Here is a 17301-nt window from a genome sequence, read left to right as displayed (position 1 = left end):
TACTTGTATTTTAGAAACTGTAACGATTGAAAGTAGTTTCAGAAATACCTCATCCTACTGGTATTTGGCGAAAATTTTCTCCATCAATCCTGCTTGGAGAAAGACCAGCAAACCAAAACCAAAGAGGATAAAAGCTGACCCACCCAAAAGGAGAGTGAAGGCGGATAGATAAAGAACCATCACTATGAGAAAGAGAATGGCTAACATGAGGAAGAACCAAGGAAAGTTAAAACTTGCCAAGATAAGCCCTTTTTGCAGCACTTCTTTCCAAGATAAATCATAGCGCGCAGCGATGGGATAACTAGCCAACATCACCAGAGTGAGGAAGATGAGAATCCCCAAACAAATGGCTTTCACAATCTGGAAAGGCAAAGCAGTCTGTCCCCAGAAGAGATAGAGGTCTAGAAGGCTTAATGACACAATGCCCAACTCTAACAGACCCAACTGAAGCCCCAGTTTCAGATTTTGCTTGAAGGCTCTTAGATAGGTTCTGAAAACTGGAACTCGTCTGCTTCTCTTAATCTCAAACATGGTCTCGTAAAGGCTGATTTTCGCCACTCCAATCGTCACAATAGGCAAACAAGAGACGACAAAAAGAAGATTGACTGTCACGATATCCAAGACCTTCTCACTGAAACGCATGAGAAAATTATCTGTATCAAATGCTGCCTTGATAAGGCTTACTCCTTTTTGTGCCATGTTTGCTCCTCCTGATTCTTTTAATCAATCAAAATTTTAAAGAGATACTTGCGAACCTTTTCTTCCATCCCTGCATAGCCATTTGGCTGATGAGGTTCTCCTGGGAAGAAAATCGCAAAATTGTGATAGCCCAACAAGAGTGGGTATTTTTCATGACAATGGACAAAGCCAATGTCGCTCGCTTCGTCAAATGCTACTGCCTCATTTTTGATACGTGAACCGTAGCTCGAGTATTCATGTCCTTCTACCAGCAAATGCAAGTCTGCATAGTTCTTATGGTGCTCAAATTGATCATTTTCAGCTTGGTTGAGGACATTTTCCTGAACAACTAGAAAGACCTTGTCCCCGTCAATCTCATACTTACCTAGTTCGAAAGAATCCTTACGGTGCTGATAGAGATAGTCGATAGCCTTGTCTAGATTGGGATGGATTCCTTTGTAAAAGGCGATGTTTTTCAAATCGTCAAAAATCATACTGTTTCCTTCGTTTCTGATAATTACTATTTTTCAGTTTCGAATTATCTTTTCTCTATTTCCCTGTAATAGTGCGGACGGAAGCAAATTCCTTCGGTATTTCATTCCTAATTTTTGAGCCTTTTGCTCTTTCATCGTCAGTCTCAAAAATTCCTTCTAAGATAAGCGTAAGATTCTTATCTTAGATACTACTAAAGCGGGAAATAGCCACCATAAAACGAACCTACTCTAACTAGTATCATGAAAAGAGTTCATTCTTAAGTTTATAAGTGTCTGACAAAACTTCACGAAGTAACTGCATACTCTCCATTTTGTAGACACTTATAACTCTATATTTCCATGGCATGTCAAGACCACTTCTGCAATCTTGATACACTAATTTACTTTTCTTAACCTTTGACCGCTCCCATAGTTATACCTTGAGTGAAGGATTTTTGGAAGACAAGGAAGACGGTTACGATTGGCACGGCTGCAAGAGCTGCACCTGCCATGATCAACCCATAGTTGGTTGCCATTTCGGCCTGCATGGTCGCAACCCCGAGTGAGATGGTCAAGTTTTGACGTGAAGTCAACATAACCAACTGCATGAAGTAGTCGTTCCAAGTATTGATGAAGGTAAAGATTGCAAGGGCTGCAAATCCTGGTTTCACGATAGGGAAGGCTACGCTCCAGAAGGTACGAATTTCACCACAACCGTCGATTTTAGCTGATTCAAGCAACTCTGTTGGAATATTTTCACTGAACTGTTTCATGAGGAAGACCCCGAATGGCCATCCAATCAAAGGCAGGATAACTGCCCAAAGAGTATCGTGAATTCCCATGAAGTTGACGATACGTACCAATGGTACAAGGACAACTTGTTTTGGAAGAGCCATGGCAGCGATAAAGACTGCAAAAAGAATGCGCTGACCATAGAAACGTTTTTTAGCCAATACATAACCTGCTAGAGAAGAGGTTGCACAAACCAAGAACATAGTTACTAATGAAATAAATACAGAGTTCCACATCCACTGCATGGCAGGGTTTTGCACCATGAGTTGTTGGAAGTTTTCCATTGTTGGAGCTTTAGGGAACCACTGTGGCGGAATCATAATGGTATCCGGTTGTGATTTGAAGGCCCCTGTCAAAATCCAGTAGAATGGAAAGATGAACAGCACGGTCAACAAGAGCAAGATAATCGTTGAAATAACAGTGAAAGCTGTTAAGGGTTTCTTTTGTGTAGATTGCATAGCTGTCTCCTTTCTTTAGTATTCTACGTCGTTTCCGAGGATCTTGAATTGAGCAAAGCTGACAATGGCAATCATCACTGCCAAGAAGACACCGATGGTATTTGCATAGCCGTATTCTGTCAATTGGAAGGCTTTTTCGTAAAGGTAGTACATCAAGGTACTTGTTGAGTAGTTTGGACCACCAGAAGTCAAGAGCTGAATCAAGGCGAAACATTGGAATGAGTTGATAGTCGTAATAATCGCGATGTAAAGAGTTGTTGGAAGAAGGCTAGGCCATTTAATCTTCCAGAAGACTTGGAATTCAGTCGCACCGTCAACACGCGCTGCTTCAACTAGTGAGTTGTCAATATTTCCCATAGCAGCGATATAAAGGATAATCGGTTGACCAACAGATGTTGTCAAAAGGATGATCATAATCGCTAGCAAAGCCCAGTTTTTGTCACCCAGCCAAGAAATGTTTTGGCTGATGACATGGCTTGACTTAAGGACAAAGTTCAAAATCCCTGATAGAGGGTCATAGATCCATTTCCATACAACCGTTACGGCAACACTACCTGTTACAACCGGTAGGAAGAAGACGAAACGATAGAAAGAACGAGCAATAGCATTTTGATGATAGGTTTGAGATGCTACAAAGAGCGAGAAGAGAACCACAATCGGAACAGATCCAATAACCAGGATAACGGTATTGATCAAAGACTTCATAAAGACAGGGTCTTTAAACATGCGAATGTAGTTGTCAAAGCCTACAAACTCAAATTTAGTCATGGAGTAGTTAAAGAAACTTGTAATGAATCCCATAATCATAGGAGCCAAGACAAAGATGACAAAGAAGAATAACACTGGTGCTAGGAAAGCGTAGGAAATCACTGTTTCCCGCATACGAATTTTATTGACTTTCACAGTCGGCACCTCTCTTTCAAATAGAATAGTTTTTGATTTTCTTGAACTGTTTTAAAACCAAAATGAAATTTTTTAAGATTCGCTTATGTAAGAACTTCATTTTAATTTCGTGACAGTTCCTACCATTTCAAACAAAAGTCCCCCTTTTCTTACACCATAGTGCACAGGGAAAAGGGGGGAATCAATCTGACTTAGTGCTTATTGTTTTGTAGCTTTTTTAATTGTTTCGTTAGCTTTTTCAGTGAAGGCTTTCAAAGCATCCGCTGGTTTTTCGTCACCATTTGATACAGATTGCAACATTGGGAACCAAAGTGTTCTCATTTCAGCAAATCCATCGATAGTGTTGTAGTATGGTGAGTAGTATTTAGTCCAGCCACTGATTGTTTCCATACGTTTGTCTTCATAAAGTTTGCCAAATGAAGTACGAACTGGGAAGGCACCTGTACGAACTACGTCTTTAGGACCCCATTCTTTGTCATCTGCGATGAATTGAACGAATTTCTTAGCAGCTGCGATTTTCTTATCGTCTTTGTTATTAAATACTGCAAATCCGTTTACAAGGTATTCAAGAGATGGTTTACCAGAGTCTGATGGGAATGGTACTTCTACCACGTCTACCTTACTTGCTTCCAAGAGTTTCGCTTGGATACCGTTTTGAGCTGGTGCCCAAAGGATTGTGTATGAAGTTTGACCGTTGGCAAAGTTTTGGATATCTGCTCCACCGTCAAATTGTGAACCGTTGTTCAATAGACCGTCTTTAATCCAGCTAGCAGCTTTTTCAAGACCTTTGACGAATTTAGGATCATCAGTTGTATATTTTGTAACATCTTTATCTGTTACAGAACCGCCGTAAAGGTTTGAGATGAAGGCACGTGTTCCTTGGTCTCCCCCTTGACCAGAACTGAACAATGAACCTGGTGTGTAGCCTTTGTCTTTAAGCGCTTTCAAAACTTTTTCAAAATCATCAGTTGTCCAACCTTCTTTTACAAGGTTTGCAACTCCAGCCTCTTCCAACATTTTCTTGTTCATAGCCATATAGAATGGTGCAGAACTGATTGGATACATGTAAGCTTTGTCTCCAGCTTTACTTGCTTGTACAATGTTTTCATTGTTAACATCTTTAACAAATTCGTCTGTGAAGAGATCGTTCAACTCAGCCAATTTACCGTTTTTACCGTATTGGATGATACGTCCTGGTGCGTCAAACAGTACGTCTGGAGCTGTTCCTGCTTCGATAGCTGTTGTGATTTTTTCAGGACCAGACTTGAAGTCGATGGTTTCCAATTTCACTTTTACATCTGGATTTGCTTTTTCAAACGCTTCAATGATTGATTTTTCATATGTTCCAACACCGTCACCGGTTTTTTCTTGAGTGAAGACTGGGAATGCCCACCAAGTAATTTCTGTTTTTCCGCTATCGCTACCAGATTTTGCAGCATCTTTACTTCCGCCAGAATTTCCACAAGCAGCAAGGCCAAGAACCGCAGCACCCGCAAGTACTGTACAAGCTAGTTTTCTAAATTTCATTTGTATTCTCCTAATTGATAAGCGTATCCATATTGGATAATGAGTTCTTTGCATTTGTATACGTTTTCATTTTGTCCGACGCATCCACCACTCTCCTCTGTTTTGAGATTGTGTTATTTGAGACCAGCAACAAAGCGTTCTGTGATCTCTTTTGGTCTAGTAATAGCGCCACCAACAACAATACCTCGCACTCCATATCCTAGGATTTGTTTGGCTTGTTCTGGTGTATGAATTTTTCCTTCTGCAATGACATCTACACCAGCATCACAGAGTTTTTTGATCAATTCAAAATCGGGACCATCCACCTTTGGACTGTAAGATGTGTATCCTGATAAGGTTGTTCCGACAAAGTCAATTCCTGCTTCAACGGCTGCCAATCCTTCCTCGAAAGTACTTGTATCAGCCATCAAGAGCTGGTTAGGATATTTTTCCTTAACCTGACGAATGAACTCTTGAATCTCCAAACCATCATAGCGTTCACGCTTGGTACAATCCAGAGCAATGACCTCTATATCAAGTTCTGCCAGTTCATCAACTTCTTTCATAGTAGCAGTGATGAAGGGTTCTTGTGGTGGATAATCTCGTTTAATTATCCCAATGATTGGAAGTTTTGTGACCTCCTTGATTTCCTTGATATCGCGAACACTATTTGCTCGGATACCGACTGCTCCACCTTGCTCAGCCGCTTTGACCAGCAAGGGAATGACTCCTCCCGCTTCTGTATAGAGCGGTTCGTGAGGAAGGGCCTGACAAGAAACGATGATTCCATCTTTGATTTGTGCAATCAAGGCTTCTTTAGTAATCTGTGGCATCCTCTTTCCTCCTTTTCTTTGTTCTTATGAGTTCATTATATATTATTTTTAAAGCGCTTTCAATACTTTGTGGTAGAATAGATTTCAGTTTCAAAAGTTATTTAATTCAAACAGGCCTGCTGAAAGTACTTTCAGCAGGCCTGTTTGAATTTTTTTAGGAGAATACCAATGTTTATTGTACAACTTCAGACAGTTTTACTTTACGATCTTCAAACATAGATTTTGTACAAGCATCTGCAGTAGCAATTGCTTCTAGAGCCGCTTCACCTGTCAACAATTTTGCAAATTCTTCTGATACTGGAGCTCCTTGCATAATCTCATGCAGATAGCGCATTTCTTTGTCAATGACAGATGATAACCATAATGGAGTACGTTTACCTGGTTTACCATAAGCAATTGCTCCGTCCATCTCTGTACTATGATAGATACGAGTCCGATCATCATCTTCTTCTTGCGATTCATGAATCAAGAAATAACTTTCTTGTCCATCTAGCTTAAGAGTTCCTTTACAGTTGAATAAGTCTAAGCGGATAGCACCTTTCGTTCCTTGAATCAAAACATAATGTTCACCCCAACGATAAGCTGACCCCCATTCTAACAAGGCAAAACGCTTATTAGAAAATTCCATATTAACAAAAATCATATCATCTTCATCACCGAAATTTTCACCTTCATGGGCTACATTTCCACCTGTCATGGTTACAGTTTCAGGCATACCACCCATAAGGAATTGCACGCAATCCAACTCATGGATGTGGTGATACAAGTGACCACCTGATTTTTCACGGATTTTTTTCCATGATACTGATGGTTGTTGTTCTTCCCAACCATTACGAGCTGTGTGACAGTATAGAACGTCTCCAATAACTCCTTGATTAATTAGTTCTTTTGCATGATGAACACCATTAAAGAAATTCATAATATGTCCTGCCATAAAGGTTACATTGTTTTCTTTACATGCATCTACCATCTCGCGACAATCTTGATAAGAAAGCGCAATTGGTTTTTCACAGAAAACATTTTTGCCATGTTGTGCAGCCTTAATAACTGGTTCTTTATGAAGATTATTTGGAGTTGCGACAATAACACAATCTACTTCATCGCTAGAAACCAAATCATCTAAGGAGCTTGCTACTTTTGCTCCCAATTCTTCTGCAATTGCTTCTGCATTATCTGGATCATAGAGAAGAGTAATCTCTGCTCCATCATTCTTTTGCATATAACGAGCTAACTCAGCCCCAAAATATCCTGTTCCAACAACACCATATTTAACCATGTTTTTCTCCTTTATTTTGTTAAATCATTAATTTCCAAATCTATATACTGAACTACATTGCTTAAATGCAATTCATTTCTCGACCATGAATCATATTTTTCAAACAATACACCTATGTGATGATTTGGCAATTCTGTAATCGCAGAATAGGCATAACCATACGAAGGCAAATCAATATCATAATGGTACTTCCAATCGATACTATCATCTTCTTTATTGACTAAACCGACAACTAATTGACCTCCCTTGCGGCCATTTCTAGAATTTGGTGTACTCAAAATGACTGCTTCTTTCCCATCAATTAATTGAGAGTATTTAATTGCAGATACTTGTGTACCATATGAAGTTTGTTGAATTCCATCGATATACGAAACTTCCGACCATGTTTCTCCAGAATCTCTACTAGTCATATAGGCAATCTTACCTGTAGTAGTTCTAAAGAATGTTCTAATCACACCATCTCTCATTTCAACCATTTGCGCTTCTGCTGTCGCATTCTTAAACGGAATTGAAGCTGAGGATTTCTTCCATGTTTGACCACTGTCATCAGAAATGAGATAAGTTAGTTCGCCACTAGTATATGTTGCAAAAATTAATCTGTTACTTGATTTTAATGCTAAACCTTGTCCGGGACATAAGTAAGTTCCATTATGTTTTTCTCCTAAAAACGGAGGCAATAACTTAAATTGTTCCCAACTCTCTCCTCTATTCTGACTAGTTGTCATTGCTATATAATTAGTAGGAGTCACTTTAAATAAAGAGTCTTTGTAGAAAACATTCATAGGAACCTGTTTTCCATTGTGTGTTTCTCTTAAAGAACCACTATCAAAATCAACCGAATATTGTTCGACTGTTAAAGACTTACCTCCCTCCAAAACTTCATACTTATCATTTACAGTATAATTTGTAGGTTTATTAGTCCTTTCATCGTAAACGACACCATTTTCTCTAACTGTGTAACGGAAATCATTATCTCCATCCTTCTTTAGTTTTAAATAATAATGACCGTTTATTTCTTTAAAACCTGAATCAGCTTTATTTGCATTATTATTTCCAATACCAGCAGGCATAACATCAGCTAATAATATCGTTTTCCCAGATTTTTTATCTTCAACAATGGATGAATCTATAAATGAAGCACTTCCACTAATTTGGCTATTCTTTAATTTATTATCTCGTGGCCAGTAAACCAACTGCTCCTCATAGTCATTAAACTTCATAGCAAAAGTTGGCTCACTCCACGTTTTCCCATTATCATCACTATAAGAAGTGGCGATATTAATCTTACTTTTAGAATCATGAGTTCCACCATAACGTGCATCAATACTTGATAGAACTCTTCCACTGCTTAATGTATACAATGTCGGTATTCTAAAATAGTTAGCTTGAGTAGAATCTCCTGATTGGAAAATTAACTGAAATGGATTTGACAAGGGAATAGTTGAAACTTCCTGATCACTAATTGCTTTATTAAATAGACTGATTTCATCAATACTTCCTTTTGCGAGGTAATGATCCTTGCCTTCACGATTAACAGCTCCTAGTGTTGCCTTATCTATACCATTTATATTTGAAATTGGTAAAAATGTATCAACTGTTTCAGAGAACACTTCTATACCATTAACATACATTGTGTATGTCTTATCTTTAGAATCTGATACAAATACGAGTGTATTTTCAACTGCCTGTCCTTTATGCTTTCCCCATAGTGAAGCTGGTCTAGAAAATAAATAATTTATTCCTTTTTGGGCATCTCTTATTTCTACACCTATCTCACCAGAATCTCTCATAAAAATTGAAAAGTAATTATTTTTAAAACCTGCTTTACTATTAGATAGACCAAACAAAGCTTGAAGCGAGTTTGGTTTATCTGCTTTAAATTTCATTACTACCGTCTGACTCTCTCCAGATAATTTATCTAATAACAAAGGGCTGATATCTATACTCTTATTGTTCAGTTGATATGAACCTCCTTGAAAAATAGGAGATATGGACAGTTGACCATAGTTTAATTCATTCGCATGAATCAAAGTGGGGACTCCCATTAAAAGACTAATTCCTACAACAGAAATTCCTAGTTTTGAATAAAGACCTCTCTTATTCATTTTTTCCTTCTTTCGTCTACTTCACAGATCCTTCTGATAATCCACTTGCAATTTTATTTTGGATGATAGAGAAGAAAATGATTGATGGAAGAACTACAATAACAGATGCTGCCATCATATCTCCCCAGTCTAGGATTTCTGAACCATTAAGTGAACGAAGGGCTACTGCTACTGTCATCTTTCCTGTATTGTTAATCAAAATCAAAGCATACAGGAATTCATTCCAAGCATTGATAAATGTATAAATAGCTGTTGCTACAATACCTGGTGCTACAATCGGTAGTACAACTTTATAAAAAGTAACAAATTTATTTGCACCATCAATTCTAGCTGCTTCTTCAATTCCAATTGGAACTGTTTGGAAAAATCCAACTAAGAGCCAAACTGCATATGGAACACTAAAAGATAGATAAACCATCATCAAGCCAAATAAACTATTTGTTAATCCAACTTTAGCAATGGCAATTGAATAGGGAATTGCTAACAAAATTGGTGGGAAAATGTAGGTAATGACGAGTAGTCTCGACATGATTGCTCCCAATTTAGGGAAAAATCGAACAATACCATAGGCTGCCATAGCCGAAATAATAATCGCAATAACGGTTGTAGCTAAGGCAATAATCAAACTGTTTCGAATATTATCAATAAAGTGCAAGTCGTTGATAACATGAGTGAAATAATCTAATGTAAATTGTTCAGGCCAAAATCGTGTTGGATACTGAGTTAATTCCCCTTTACCTTTGACAGAAGATATGATAATCCATACCAATGGGAAAATTGCAACGATGGTCGCACCAATCAAGAGTACATGTGAGAGAATATCTAAATAAATACCGGATTTCTTCTTCATTATTTTCTACCCTCCTTTTCCCACTTACTGATGATAGCAAAGTAGATAAAGCAAATTGCCACCAAGAATATAAAGAGCAATACTGTAACTGCTGAAGCACGACCCAACAATTTAGTTCCCCAACCTAGGTTGTAGGCAAAAATTGGAAGTGTCGTTGTAGCATTGGCTGGTCCACCACCAGTAATTAGGTAGATAATGTCAAAGTTATTAAAGATCCATACAGTTCTCAAAACAACTAGAAGCCCTACAACCACTTTAATATGTGGAAAGACGATAAATTTGAACACTTGCCAACTTGAAGCACCATCTATCTTAGCAGCCTCAAATTGTTCTTCTGGTACTGTTTGCAAAGCTGAAAGCACATTAACCATAATCATCGGCGCTCCAAACCAAATGTTGATAAACACCAAACATAGGAATGCCCATGTACTATCTGTCAAAAATGCAGGCGTATGTTCCATTAAACCTAATTTTACGATGAGATTAGGTAAGTAACCATAAACCCCGTTTAGAATCCACTGCCAAGAAAAGGCAATAACGATGGTAGGAAATGCCCAAGGAACAATCAATAAGGTCCTATATAATTTCTTGAAGTGGCGTACTCTGTGAAGAGCTAAAGCCAATACAAACCCTACTAAAACTTGACCAACTAATGAGAAAACGGTCCACTTAATTGAATTAAAGAACGCATTAAAGAAGTTGGGATCTGATAGCACAGCTTTATAGTTAGCTAAACCAACAAATTTATAATTAGGCATAATCAAATGCTTATTGGTAAAGCTATAAAAAATACTCGAGAAAAACGGATAAACAAAGAGTAATCCTACGATAATCATAGCTGGCAAAACAAATATCCAGCGAGTTAAATTACGTTCTTTAACCATTCTCCTTCTCCCTTCTTTTACAAGATTGGGCTAGGGCTTTTCAGCTCACTAGCCCACCTATTTTCTAGTCTTTTACATCTACTGAGCAGCCTCAAATAAATCGTTTAATTGTTTTTCTGCTTCTTTTGCTGCTTTCATAGGATCTGTTCCATTTGAAATGATATCTTGGAACATTTGTTCAATAATGTGTTGGTTAGTCAACATACCAGCTTGTACACTTGGTCCATTTTCATAACCAATAGCAGTACCTTTTTTAACAGCTTCAGTAATCACTTCTTCAGCATGTTTAAATTTCTTACGAGTTTCATTTTCTTTATAGGCTGCAGAATCGCTAATTCCCTTAATAGTTGGCAACATACCTACTGGAGTTGAATCAAGGAATTTAATGTAGTCTTCTTCATTATAAAGTGATTCCAAGAATGCTTTAGCAACTTCTGGGTGTTTTGAATTTTTCCAAACAACCATTGGAATGTTTGAGGTTTCAATTCCTTGGTCCTTATCAGATTCTTTGATTTTTGGAATAGGATAAGCATCAATCGAATCAATCAATTGAGGACTGTTGGCATTAATCCCTCCAATATGGAAGCCAGAGTTAAAGTCAAATGCTGTTTTTCCTTGGTAGAACAAGGTAGCTTGTTGAAGGACATTAAAGTTCAAAGAATCTTGAGGTGAGATTTCTTTATACATTTTAACCCAGTATTTAATACCATCTTGAGCAAGTTGGCTTGTCAAATCTGCTTTAAGATCTTTTGTCAAGAGACTTCCACCACCACTACGAACATAGAAGTTCAAGAAACGTGTTGCCATTAAGTCATTTGTTCCGAACGGAACAGACAAGCCATAAACTCCAGCTTCTTTCAATTTTTTAGAAGCTTCATAGAGTTGATCCCAAGTTTTAGGAACCTCAATATTATGTTCTTTTAACAAATCTGTTCTAACCCACATAACTTGTGCATGTGAATAAAGAGGAACAGAGTAGTAATCATTTCCGATTTTTGCTTCATTTAAGGCAGTTTCGTTAAATTTATCCTGTCCAATACGCTTGATAGAATCGTTTAGCGGAACCAAAGCATCTGAGTTTACCATTTCCATTACTTGGTTAGGAAGGGCTGTACTGATATCTGGCACATTTCCATTTGCTAAACCTGTAGTCCATTTAGTATAGAAGTCATTCCAAGAAAATGTTTCAATCTTGATTTTCGTTTTTGGATGTTTTTGCATGAAAGCATCTGCTGATTTTTGAATACTTTCTAAACGAGGTCCTTGAGTAAAGGAGTGCCACATTGTAATCTCACCAGATAATTCTGTCGGCGGTTCAGTACTAGTTGTATCCTCTTTCTTTCCTGAACAAGCTACCAAGGCAACGGCTGCTAGCGCAACTCCAGCTAGACATAAAAACTTTCTCATTTTTTTCATTGTTCTTCCCTTTCTACATTAAGAAATCGCAACTTTAAAGACTACTTTTTTCACAGGTTCATCATTTATACGAACCTTCGGTTGGTGTAAATCTTCTGGAAAAGTGATGAGGCATTCGCCAGCTCTCAAATGAACCAACTGTTCCACTTTCCCTGTGTATAATTCAATATCTTTTTCTTTATCATATTTTTGGGTAACGCTTACATTTTCCGGCGACGTAACAGCCATGGCTTCTTCGTTTTCCAAAACTAAATGAATATCCAAATATTTTTGGTGAGTTTCAAAGAAAGCTCCTGCTTGGCCATCTGCTAAATATGTAAAGCAATTTCCAAACAATCGATCACCATCGATATCAATCGGACCTTCTGTCAAATTTTCTAGTCCTGTTTTTTCTAGAAAATCTATTAATGTTGCAAAATGTGGATTTACTCCCACATAAGTTCCTAAACGACTAATTTTTGTAATAATCATACCGTATCCTCCTTTCTACAAATTTTTATTTATATATAGCAGCACCACACTCCCTATTTTAAAAATATATAATTTACGATATGTTAATTCTCAATTCTATTAAGAATTTGTCTCCGTTTCTTACCTATGATAAACTCCAAGAAAATTATTTATTACATATCTTATAACGTGTCTTATAACGTGTCTTACTTATGCCTCATTTTCCTTGTTTTATGAACCCATTATATACCTTTTTTGAAGCGCTTTCAATATTTGTTGTACGATAGAATATACTTTTATAAATATTTTATATAACACATTATCAAGAAATTACTTTCTATACCAAATATATTAATGTTTTTTATATTTAAATGATATGATTATAAACAACCCTTATAAAATAAGAAGAAATCCCTAATTGTCTCAAAATGTATTGAATATAATTGTAATTTTATCAATTAATTCAAAACCCGTCTAGAATTCCCATCTTTTTACTGAACTCTAGACTGGTTTATTTTCTTTTTAAAATTAATATCTATTATTTTATAACTAACCTTCACTATCCTTTCGTCTATAGAAAATCATGGCTCCTAAAATAACACCCACAAAACCTAGCAAAACTGTTGATATCGACTTATCCTCACCTGTATTTGGTAACTTGGACTGCTCATTATTACTTACTTTATTTTCCAGTTGACTAGATTGCGAGTGTCCATTTATTGATAACAACTTAGGAGATGCTGAATTAACCTCACCATTTTTATCTTCCCTATGATTATCAAGTACCACATTATCCAAAGAAAGTTGGAAAGTCATAGCATATATACTAAAATGATTTGTCTCAAAAGTGACCTCCCCATCTTTTTGTAGGAATTCAAGTGTGTGTAAGTTTCCTTTAGAGTCAACATAATAAACATTCTCCACAGACTGCTCCGCTGCAAAAGTAACAATTACTGTTCCTTTAGGCTGAACAGCTTTACCACTTGCATCATTCAATTGGATATCATATGCTTTATAGTTTAATGAACTTAAAGAACTGACTTTAACTTCTTGAATTTTAACATCTTTAACATTTTTCAACACTTCTTCTGAAGCTTGAATCTGAACACTTCCTGTTGCATTTTTTAAAGTATGTTTTAATTTGGAAGATTCTGAAATGATAGAACTAGTAGTAACATTGTTATTTTTTAATGGTTTATTATTGTTTTCTGTGATAGAACTTACGTTTCCTTCTTCTATAATTGCTCCTGAATTTTCTTCTTTTTCTAATGGCTCTATAGTTCCAGTATATGCTGGTTTGTCAACAGTTGGAGCTAGCTCATATCCTGATGTACCTATTGGCTCTTTATATTCTGGAACCTCTATTACCTCCGGAGAGTCAATGTTTACTCCTCCTTCATATTCTAGAACTGATACCGTTGGAGCGTCTTCTGAGCCTGCTGTTGATAGAGGACCAGTATACTCTGGAACCTCTGTTACAACAGAAGAAGCAGAATTTACTCCTCCTCGATAATCTTCTTTCTCCGAAACAAGGGCAAGTTCTGAATTTACTCCTCCTTCATATTCTGGAACAGATATTGTTGGAGCTCCTTCTAAACCTGATGTTCCCAAAGCACCTGTATATTCTTCAGTATAATGCACGACACTCTCCGCAGCATTCATCCCACCAGGAATTCCTGCTCCAGCAAGGTTGACTGTCAAATTATGCATACTTTCAATACTGCCATCAACTATACCAGTAATTTCTTGTCCAATATCTTTCTTATCTACAGCAAATAAAAGAGTTTTGCTATCATACTGAGTCATGAAAACAGCTGTTCTTCCATTCGCCAATCGCAAAATAGGTGCTCGATTTACCAGGACTTCTGAATCAAATTCTAGACCAAAAACACCTTTCCCCATCTCATAAGCTTGGCTAACTTTTGCTTCTGTCGGAGAAATCAAATCCTTACTCACAAAATCCCAATTAAATTTTTTATAGGATAAAGTATAATAGTTCTGTCCATTTTCACGATGTTCATACAATAAGCCGTATTCACCACCACCTAACTCTTGCAATGAATTATAAGCAAATTCTCCATTCTGAATTGGATTGTGTTTTAACCAAGTTAGCTCACCATTTTCCTCAACACGAGCCAAGTGAACTAAACCATTTTTACGTTCACGGCCTGGTCCAGCAGCATTGCTAAGAAGAATGTACTCTTTACCATCATGCATCGTATGAATAGCTGACATTTGAACATAGGCATCTTTTACTTCTGGATAACGTTTGATTGTCTTCTCCCAAGTAACCCCACCATCTTTACTGGTAGCAACCTGAAGATCTCCAGTCAATCCACGCATAAAGAGTTTTACATCCCCATTGTTTAATTGCAGAACCGTTGATTCTGTATTTTGAGCACTACTTTTATTCATATTTGATGAATGGATAACGCTATTTCCAACAGGTCGATTATCATTTGGTGACTCTCCAGCATGCCAAGTTTGTCCATGGTCATCTGAATAAATCAAACGTGAAGACTGTGATCCGCCTAAATGCGAAATATTGTTCGTTGTATAGGCTGGCACTAAAATACGTCCTTTATGAGCGCCATTGCGTAGTACAATTCCTGTTCCAGGACCTGTTCCAAGGAATTTCATCCAGTCTTGCCGAATACCTGGTGTGATATCTTTTGGAGCAGACCATGTTTTTCCATCATCATCGCTATATGACATCCACAAATAGCTCGTATTCGCTACTCTGAATGGATTTTTATCGCTTTGTTTAAAATAGATATTTCCAATTAATTCTTGATTTTTATAAAGATCTCCCTTATCTCTAAATCCAGCCTCTGTAGGATTAACCACGACTCGATAGTCTGTTTTTTGATTTTGTGAATTGAAAATCTCACCATTATCTCTTAGTGTATATCGTTCCGTCTCCCCTTGTTTGTAAAGAACCTGATAAGTTTTATCTCCTATTTCTTCATAAGCTTTTTCAGGTTGATTTGGCATTCCAAAAACAGCTCGCCCTTCTGGAAACATATCATAAATTGAAAAAATCCGTTTTGTCGTTGGATCTTGAACTAGAACCATATCAATATTAAGGGGTGATGTAGCAGTCTTATCAGTAGCTTCTGGATTATCGCGAAGATTAGAAATAGTTAGTTTATCTCCCCAAGTCTTTCCATTATCTTGACTGCGACGAATTACCATACCAATATCACCATAGTCAAAATGGTGTAAACGTCGTTCGTCACCCGCAGCGATCAAGGTTCCCTTATCTGTTTTTAATAAAGCTGGAATTCGGTAACTATTAATTCCTTCACCATTTGGCTGGTTATTTCTCCCACTCTCAAAAATATCTTTCTTTTCAGTAACTTCAGCGCCTTCAGGTAATTTTTTCTCTAAATCATTTCTTTCAAATAATTGGCTACGTTTTTTTACTTCCTCGATGGTTAGAGCACGATTATATACAGTTAGATTACGGATTTGAAGATTCGACCCCCACATTGTTTGGTTTGCTCTTCTAGTAGCTCCAATCTGTACTTTATTGACATCTGGCATATCTTTAATAAAGCGACCTGATTTCGTGTTCGTTCTAGATAAAACTCCATTTACATATAAACGAACCTGCCCATTTGGCTGATCTGCTTTTGGTCTCTCTACCGTAAAAGTAACTGAATTCCATTGTCCTGGTTTTATTTTAAGAGATGCATCTGAATAACTGCCATAAAAGTGACTTCCATCAGCACCACGTGCTTCCACCATTGCAGTCCCCTTGTTCACAGACATACTAAAATATTCATCTTTCTTCTTATCACTTGACACAGAGAAAAGATTATAAAATTGAGGTGCATTGGCATCTGGTTTAAACTCCATATGAATGGTAGCATTTTTAAGTTGTTTCAACTGATCCAATTCTTCTGCTAGGTCAACTCTCTGCCCATTCCCAGTATTAGTAGCCAGATCCTCTCTTTCAAAAACAGTTTCTACATTTGTCAACTCTCTGGCAAAAAAATCACGTGGAGGAACGACTGCATCATTTGCACCTTCAATTTTTGCTGGATGATGCTCTATACTTTCTTCACTTCCTGTATTGGACTCTACAGGAAGATGTTCAGAGTTTCCTTCTGGTGTCGAGGTCTCTTCCTTCAAATTATGCTTATTAACATCAACTCCTTGATTAGTCGCTAAAGCCAATTTATCAGCTAAATCCTTATCTAGGTGATTTAAGTTACCAGAAACTACCTCAGTTACAGGTTCTGATACAGGTGCTCCACTTTCTAAAGGAGTTTCTACCTTACTTACATCAATATTAGTTGTAGTTTCTTGTGCTAAAGCCGGTGTAATACCAAATAAAACTGATCCAATAGCTACCGAAGCAACACCAATGGTAAATTTTCTAATACCATATCGGTTTTTACGATTAAGATAACTTTGATTCATATAATTCCTCCTACACTTTTGGTAAGCGCTTTCTTTTTTGGTTAAAATTTTTTAATTAGTTGAAAAATTAAAATAAGGAAGTAATATAATTAATGCAATTTATTATTCTCAATTAATACATAACTCCCTAAATAATTATTTTACTTCTTAAAATCTAGACTTTTCTTTATTATATAATAAAATAATACATTTCTCTCTATGTTGATCTATAATAGATTCTATTTTTAGAAATATTTTGCTTTTCTGGCT

13 protein-coding genes are annotated in these 17301 nt (G+C 37.0%); all 13 read right to left on the bottom strand.

Features of this window, described 5'->3' with window-relative positions; genetic code table 11:
* Positions 1-54: 54 nt before the first annotated feature.
* Positions 55-699 carry a YesL family protein gene (locus M1G05_RS00575; RefSeq protein WP_044020393.1) on the bottom strand — a complete coding sequence of 215 codons (645 nt, stop codon included), beginning with the start codon at positions 697-699 and terminating at the stop codon, positions 55-57.
* A 20-nt stretch (positions 700-719) separates the two neighbouring features.
* Positions 720-1172, bottom strand: a complete 453-nt coding sequence (locus M1G05_RS00570; RefSeq protein ID WP_049479672.1) for a NanQ anomerase/TabA/YiaL family protein — start codon at positions 1170-1172, stop codon at positions 720-722.
* A gap of 389 nt (positions 1173-1561) precedes the next feature.
* A complete protein-coding gene (locus M1G05_RS00565; protein ID WP_001192118.1) occupies positions 1562-2401 on the bottom strand; it encodes a carbohydrate ABC transporter permease in 840 nt (279 codons plus the stop codon).
* Positions 2402-2416: 15 nt separating this feature from the next.
* Complete coding sequence (locus M1G05_RS00560) at positions 2417-3283, bottom strand: carbohydrate ABC transporter permease (protein WP_161800720.1); 867 nt, start codon at positions 3281-3283, stop codon at positions 2417-2419.
* Positions 3284-3502: 219 nt separating this feature from the next.
* Positions 3503-4831, bottom strand: coding sequence for an ABC transporter substrate-binding protein (locus M1G05_RS00555; protein ID WP_247952697.1), 1329 nt, complete (start codon positions 4829-4831; stop codon positions 3503-3505).
* Between the two features lie 113 nt (positions 4832-4944).
* Complete coding sequence (locus M1G05_RS00550) at positions 4945-5643, bottom strand: N-acetylmannosamine-6-phosphate 2-epimerase (protein ID WP_001135675.1); 699 nt, start codon at positions 5641-5643, stop codon at positions 4945-4947.
* A gap of 172 nt (positions 5644-5815) precedes the next feature.
* The gene (locus M1G05_RS00545; RefSeq protein WP_000241730.1) at positions 5816-6919 is read right to left on the bottom strand and encodes a Gfo/Idh/MocA family protein; all 1104 of its coding nucleotides are present in this window, start codon (positions 6917-6919) and stop codon (positions 5816-5818) included.
* Between the two features lie 11 nt (positions 6920-6930).
* Positions 6931-9024, bottom strand: coding sequence for a neuraminidase NanB (gene nanB / locus M1G05_RS00540; protein WP_084888748.1), 2094 nt, complete (start codon positions 9022-9024; stop codon positions 6931-6933).
* A gap of 16 nt (positions 9025-9040) precedes the next feature.
* Positions 9041-9874 (bottom strand): carbohydrate ABC transporter permease, encoded by an 834-nt coding sequence (locus tag M1G05_RS00535; RefSeq protein ID WP_000730332.1) that lies wholly within the window; start codon positions 9872-9874, stop codon positions 9041-9043.
* Positions 9874-10758, bottom strand: a complete 885-nt coding sequence (locus tag M1G05_RS00530) for a carbohydrate ABC transporter permease (protein ID WP_000237988.1) — start codon at positions 10756-10758, stop codon at positions 9874-9876. The genes M1G05_RS00535 and M1G05_RS00530 overlap by 1 nt, the downstream gene beginning before the upstream one ends.
* Positions 10759-10836: 78 nt before the next feature.
* On the bottom strand, positions 10837-12174 hold the full coding sequence (locus tag M1G05_RS00525; RefSeq protein ID WP_247952696.1) for an ABC transporter substrate-binding protein: 1338 nt from the start codon (positions 12172-12174) through the stop codon (positions 10837-10839).
* A gap of 18 nt (positions 12175-12192) precedes the next feature.
* On the bottom strand, positions 12193-12645 hold the full coding sequence (locus M1G05_RS00520) for a YhcH/YjgK/YiaL family protein (RefSeq protein WP_247952695.1): 453 nt from the start codon (positions 12643-12645) through the stop codon (positions 12193-12195).
* A gap of 528 nt (positions 12646-13173) precedes the next feature.
* Positions 13174-17052 (bottom strand): SIALI-17 repeat-containing surface protein, encoded by a 3879-nt coding sequence (locus tag M1G05_RS00515; protein WP_247952694.1) that lies wholly within the window; start codon positions 17050-17052, stop codon positions 13174-13176.
* Positions 17053-17301 lie beyond the last annotated feature (249 nt).

This window comes from Streptococcus mitis (assembly GCF_023109515.1).
Taxonomy (GTDB): Bacteria; Bacillota; Bacilli; order Lactobacillales; family Streptococcaceae; genus Streptococcus; species Streptococcus mitis_CS.
Note: the sequence above shows the minus strand (reverse complement) of the source record. Positions and strands in the feature narration are given on the sequence as shown.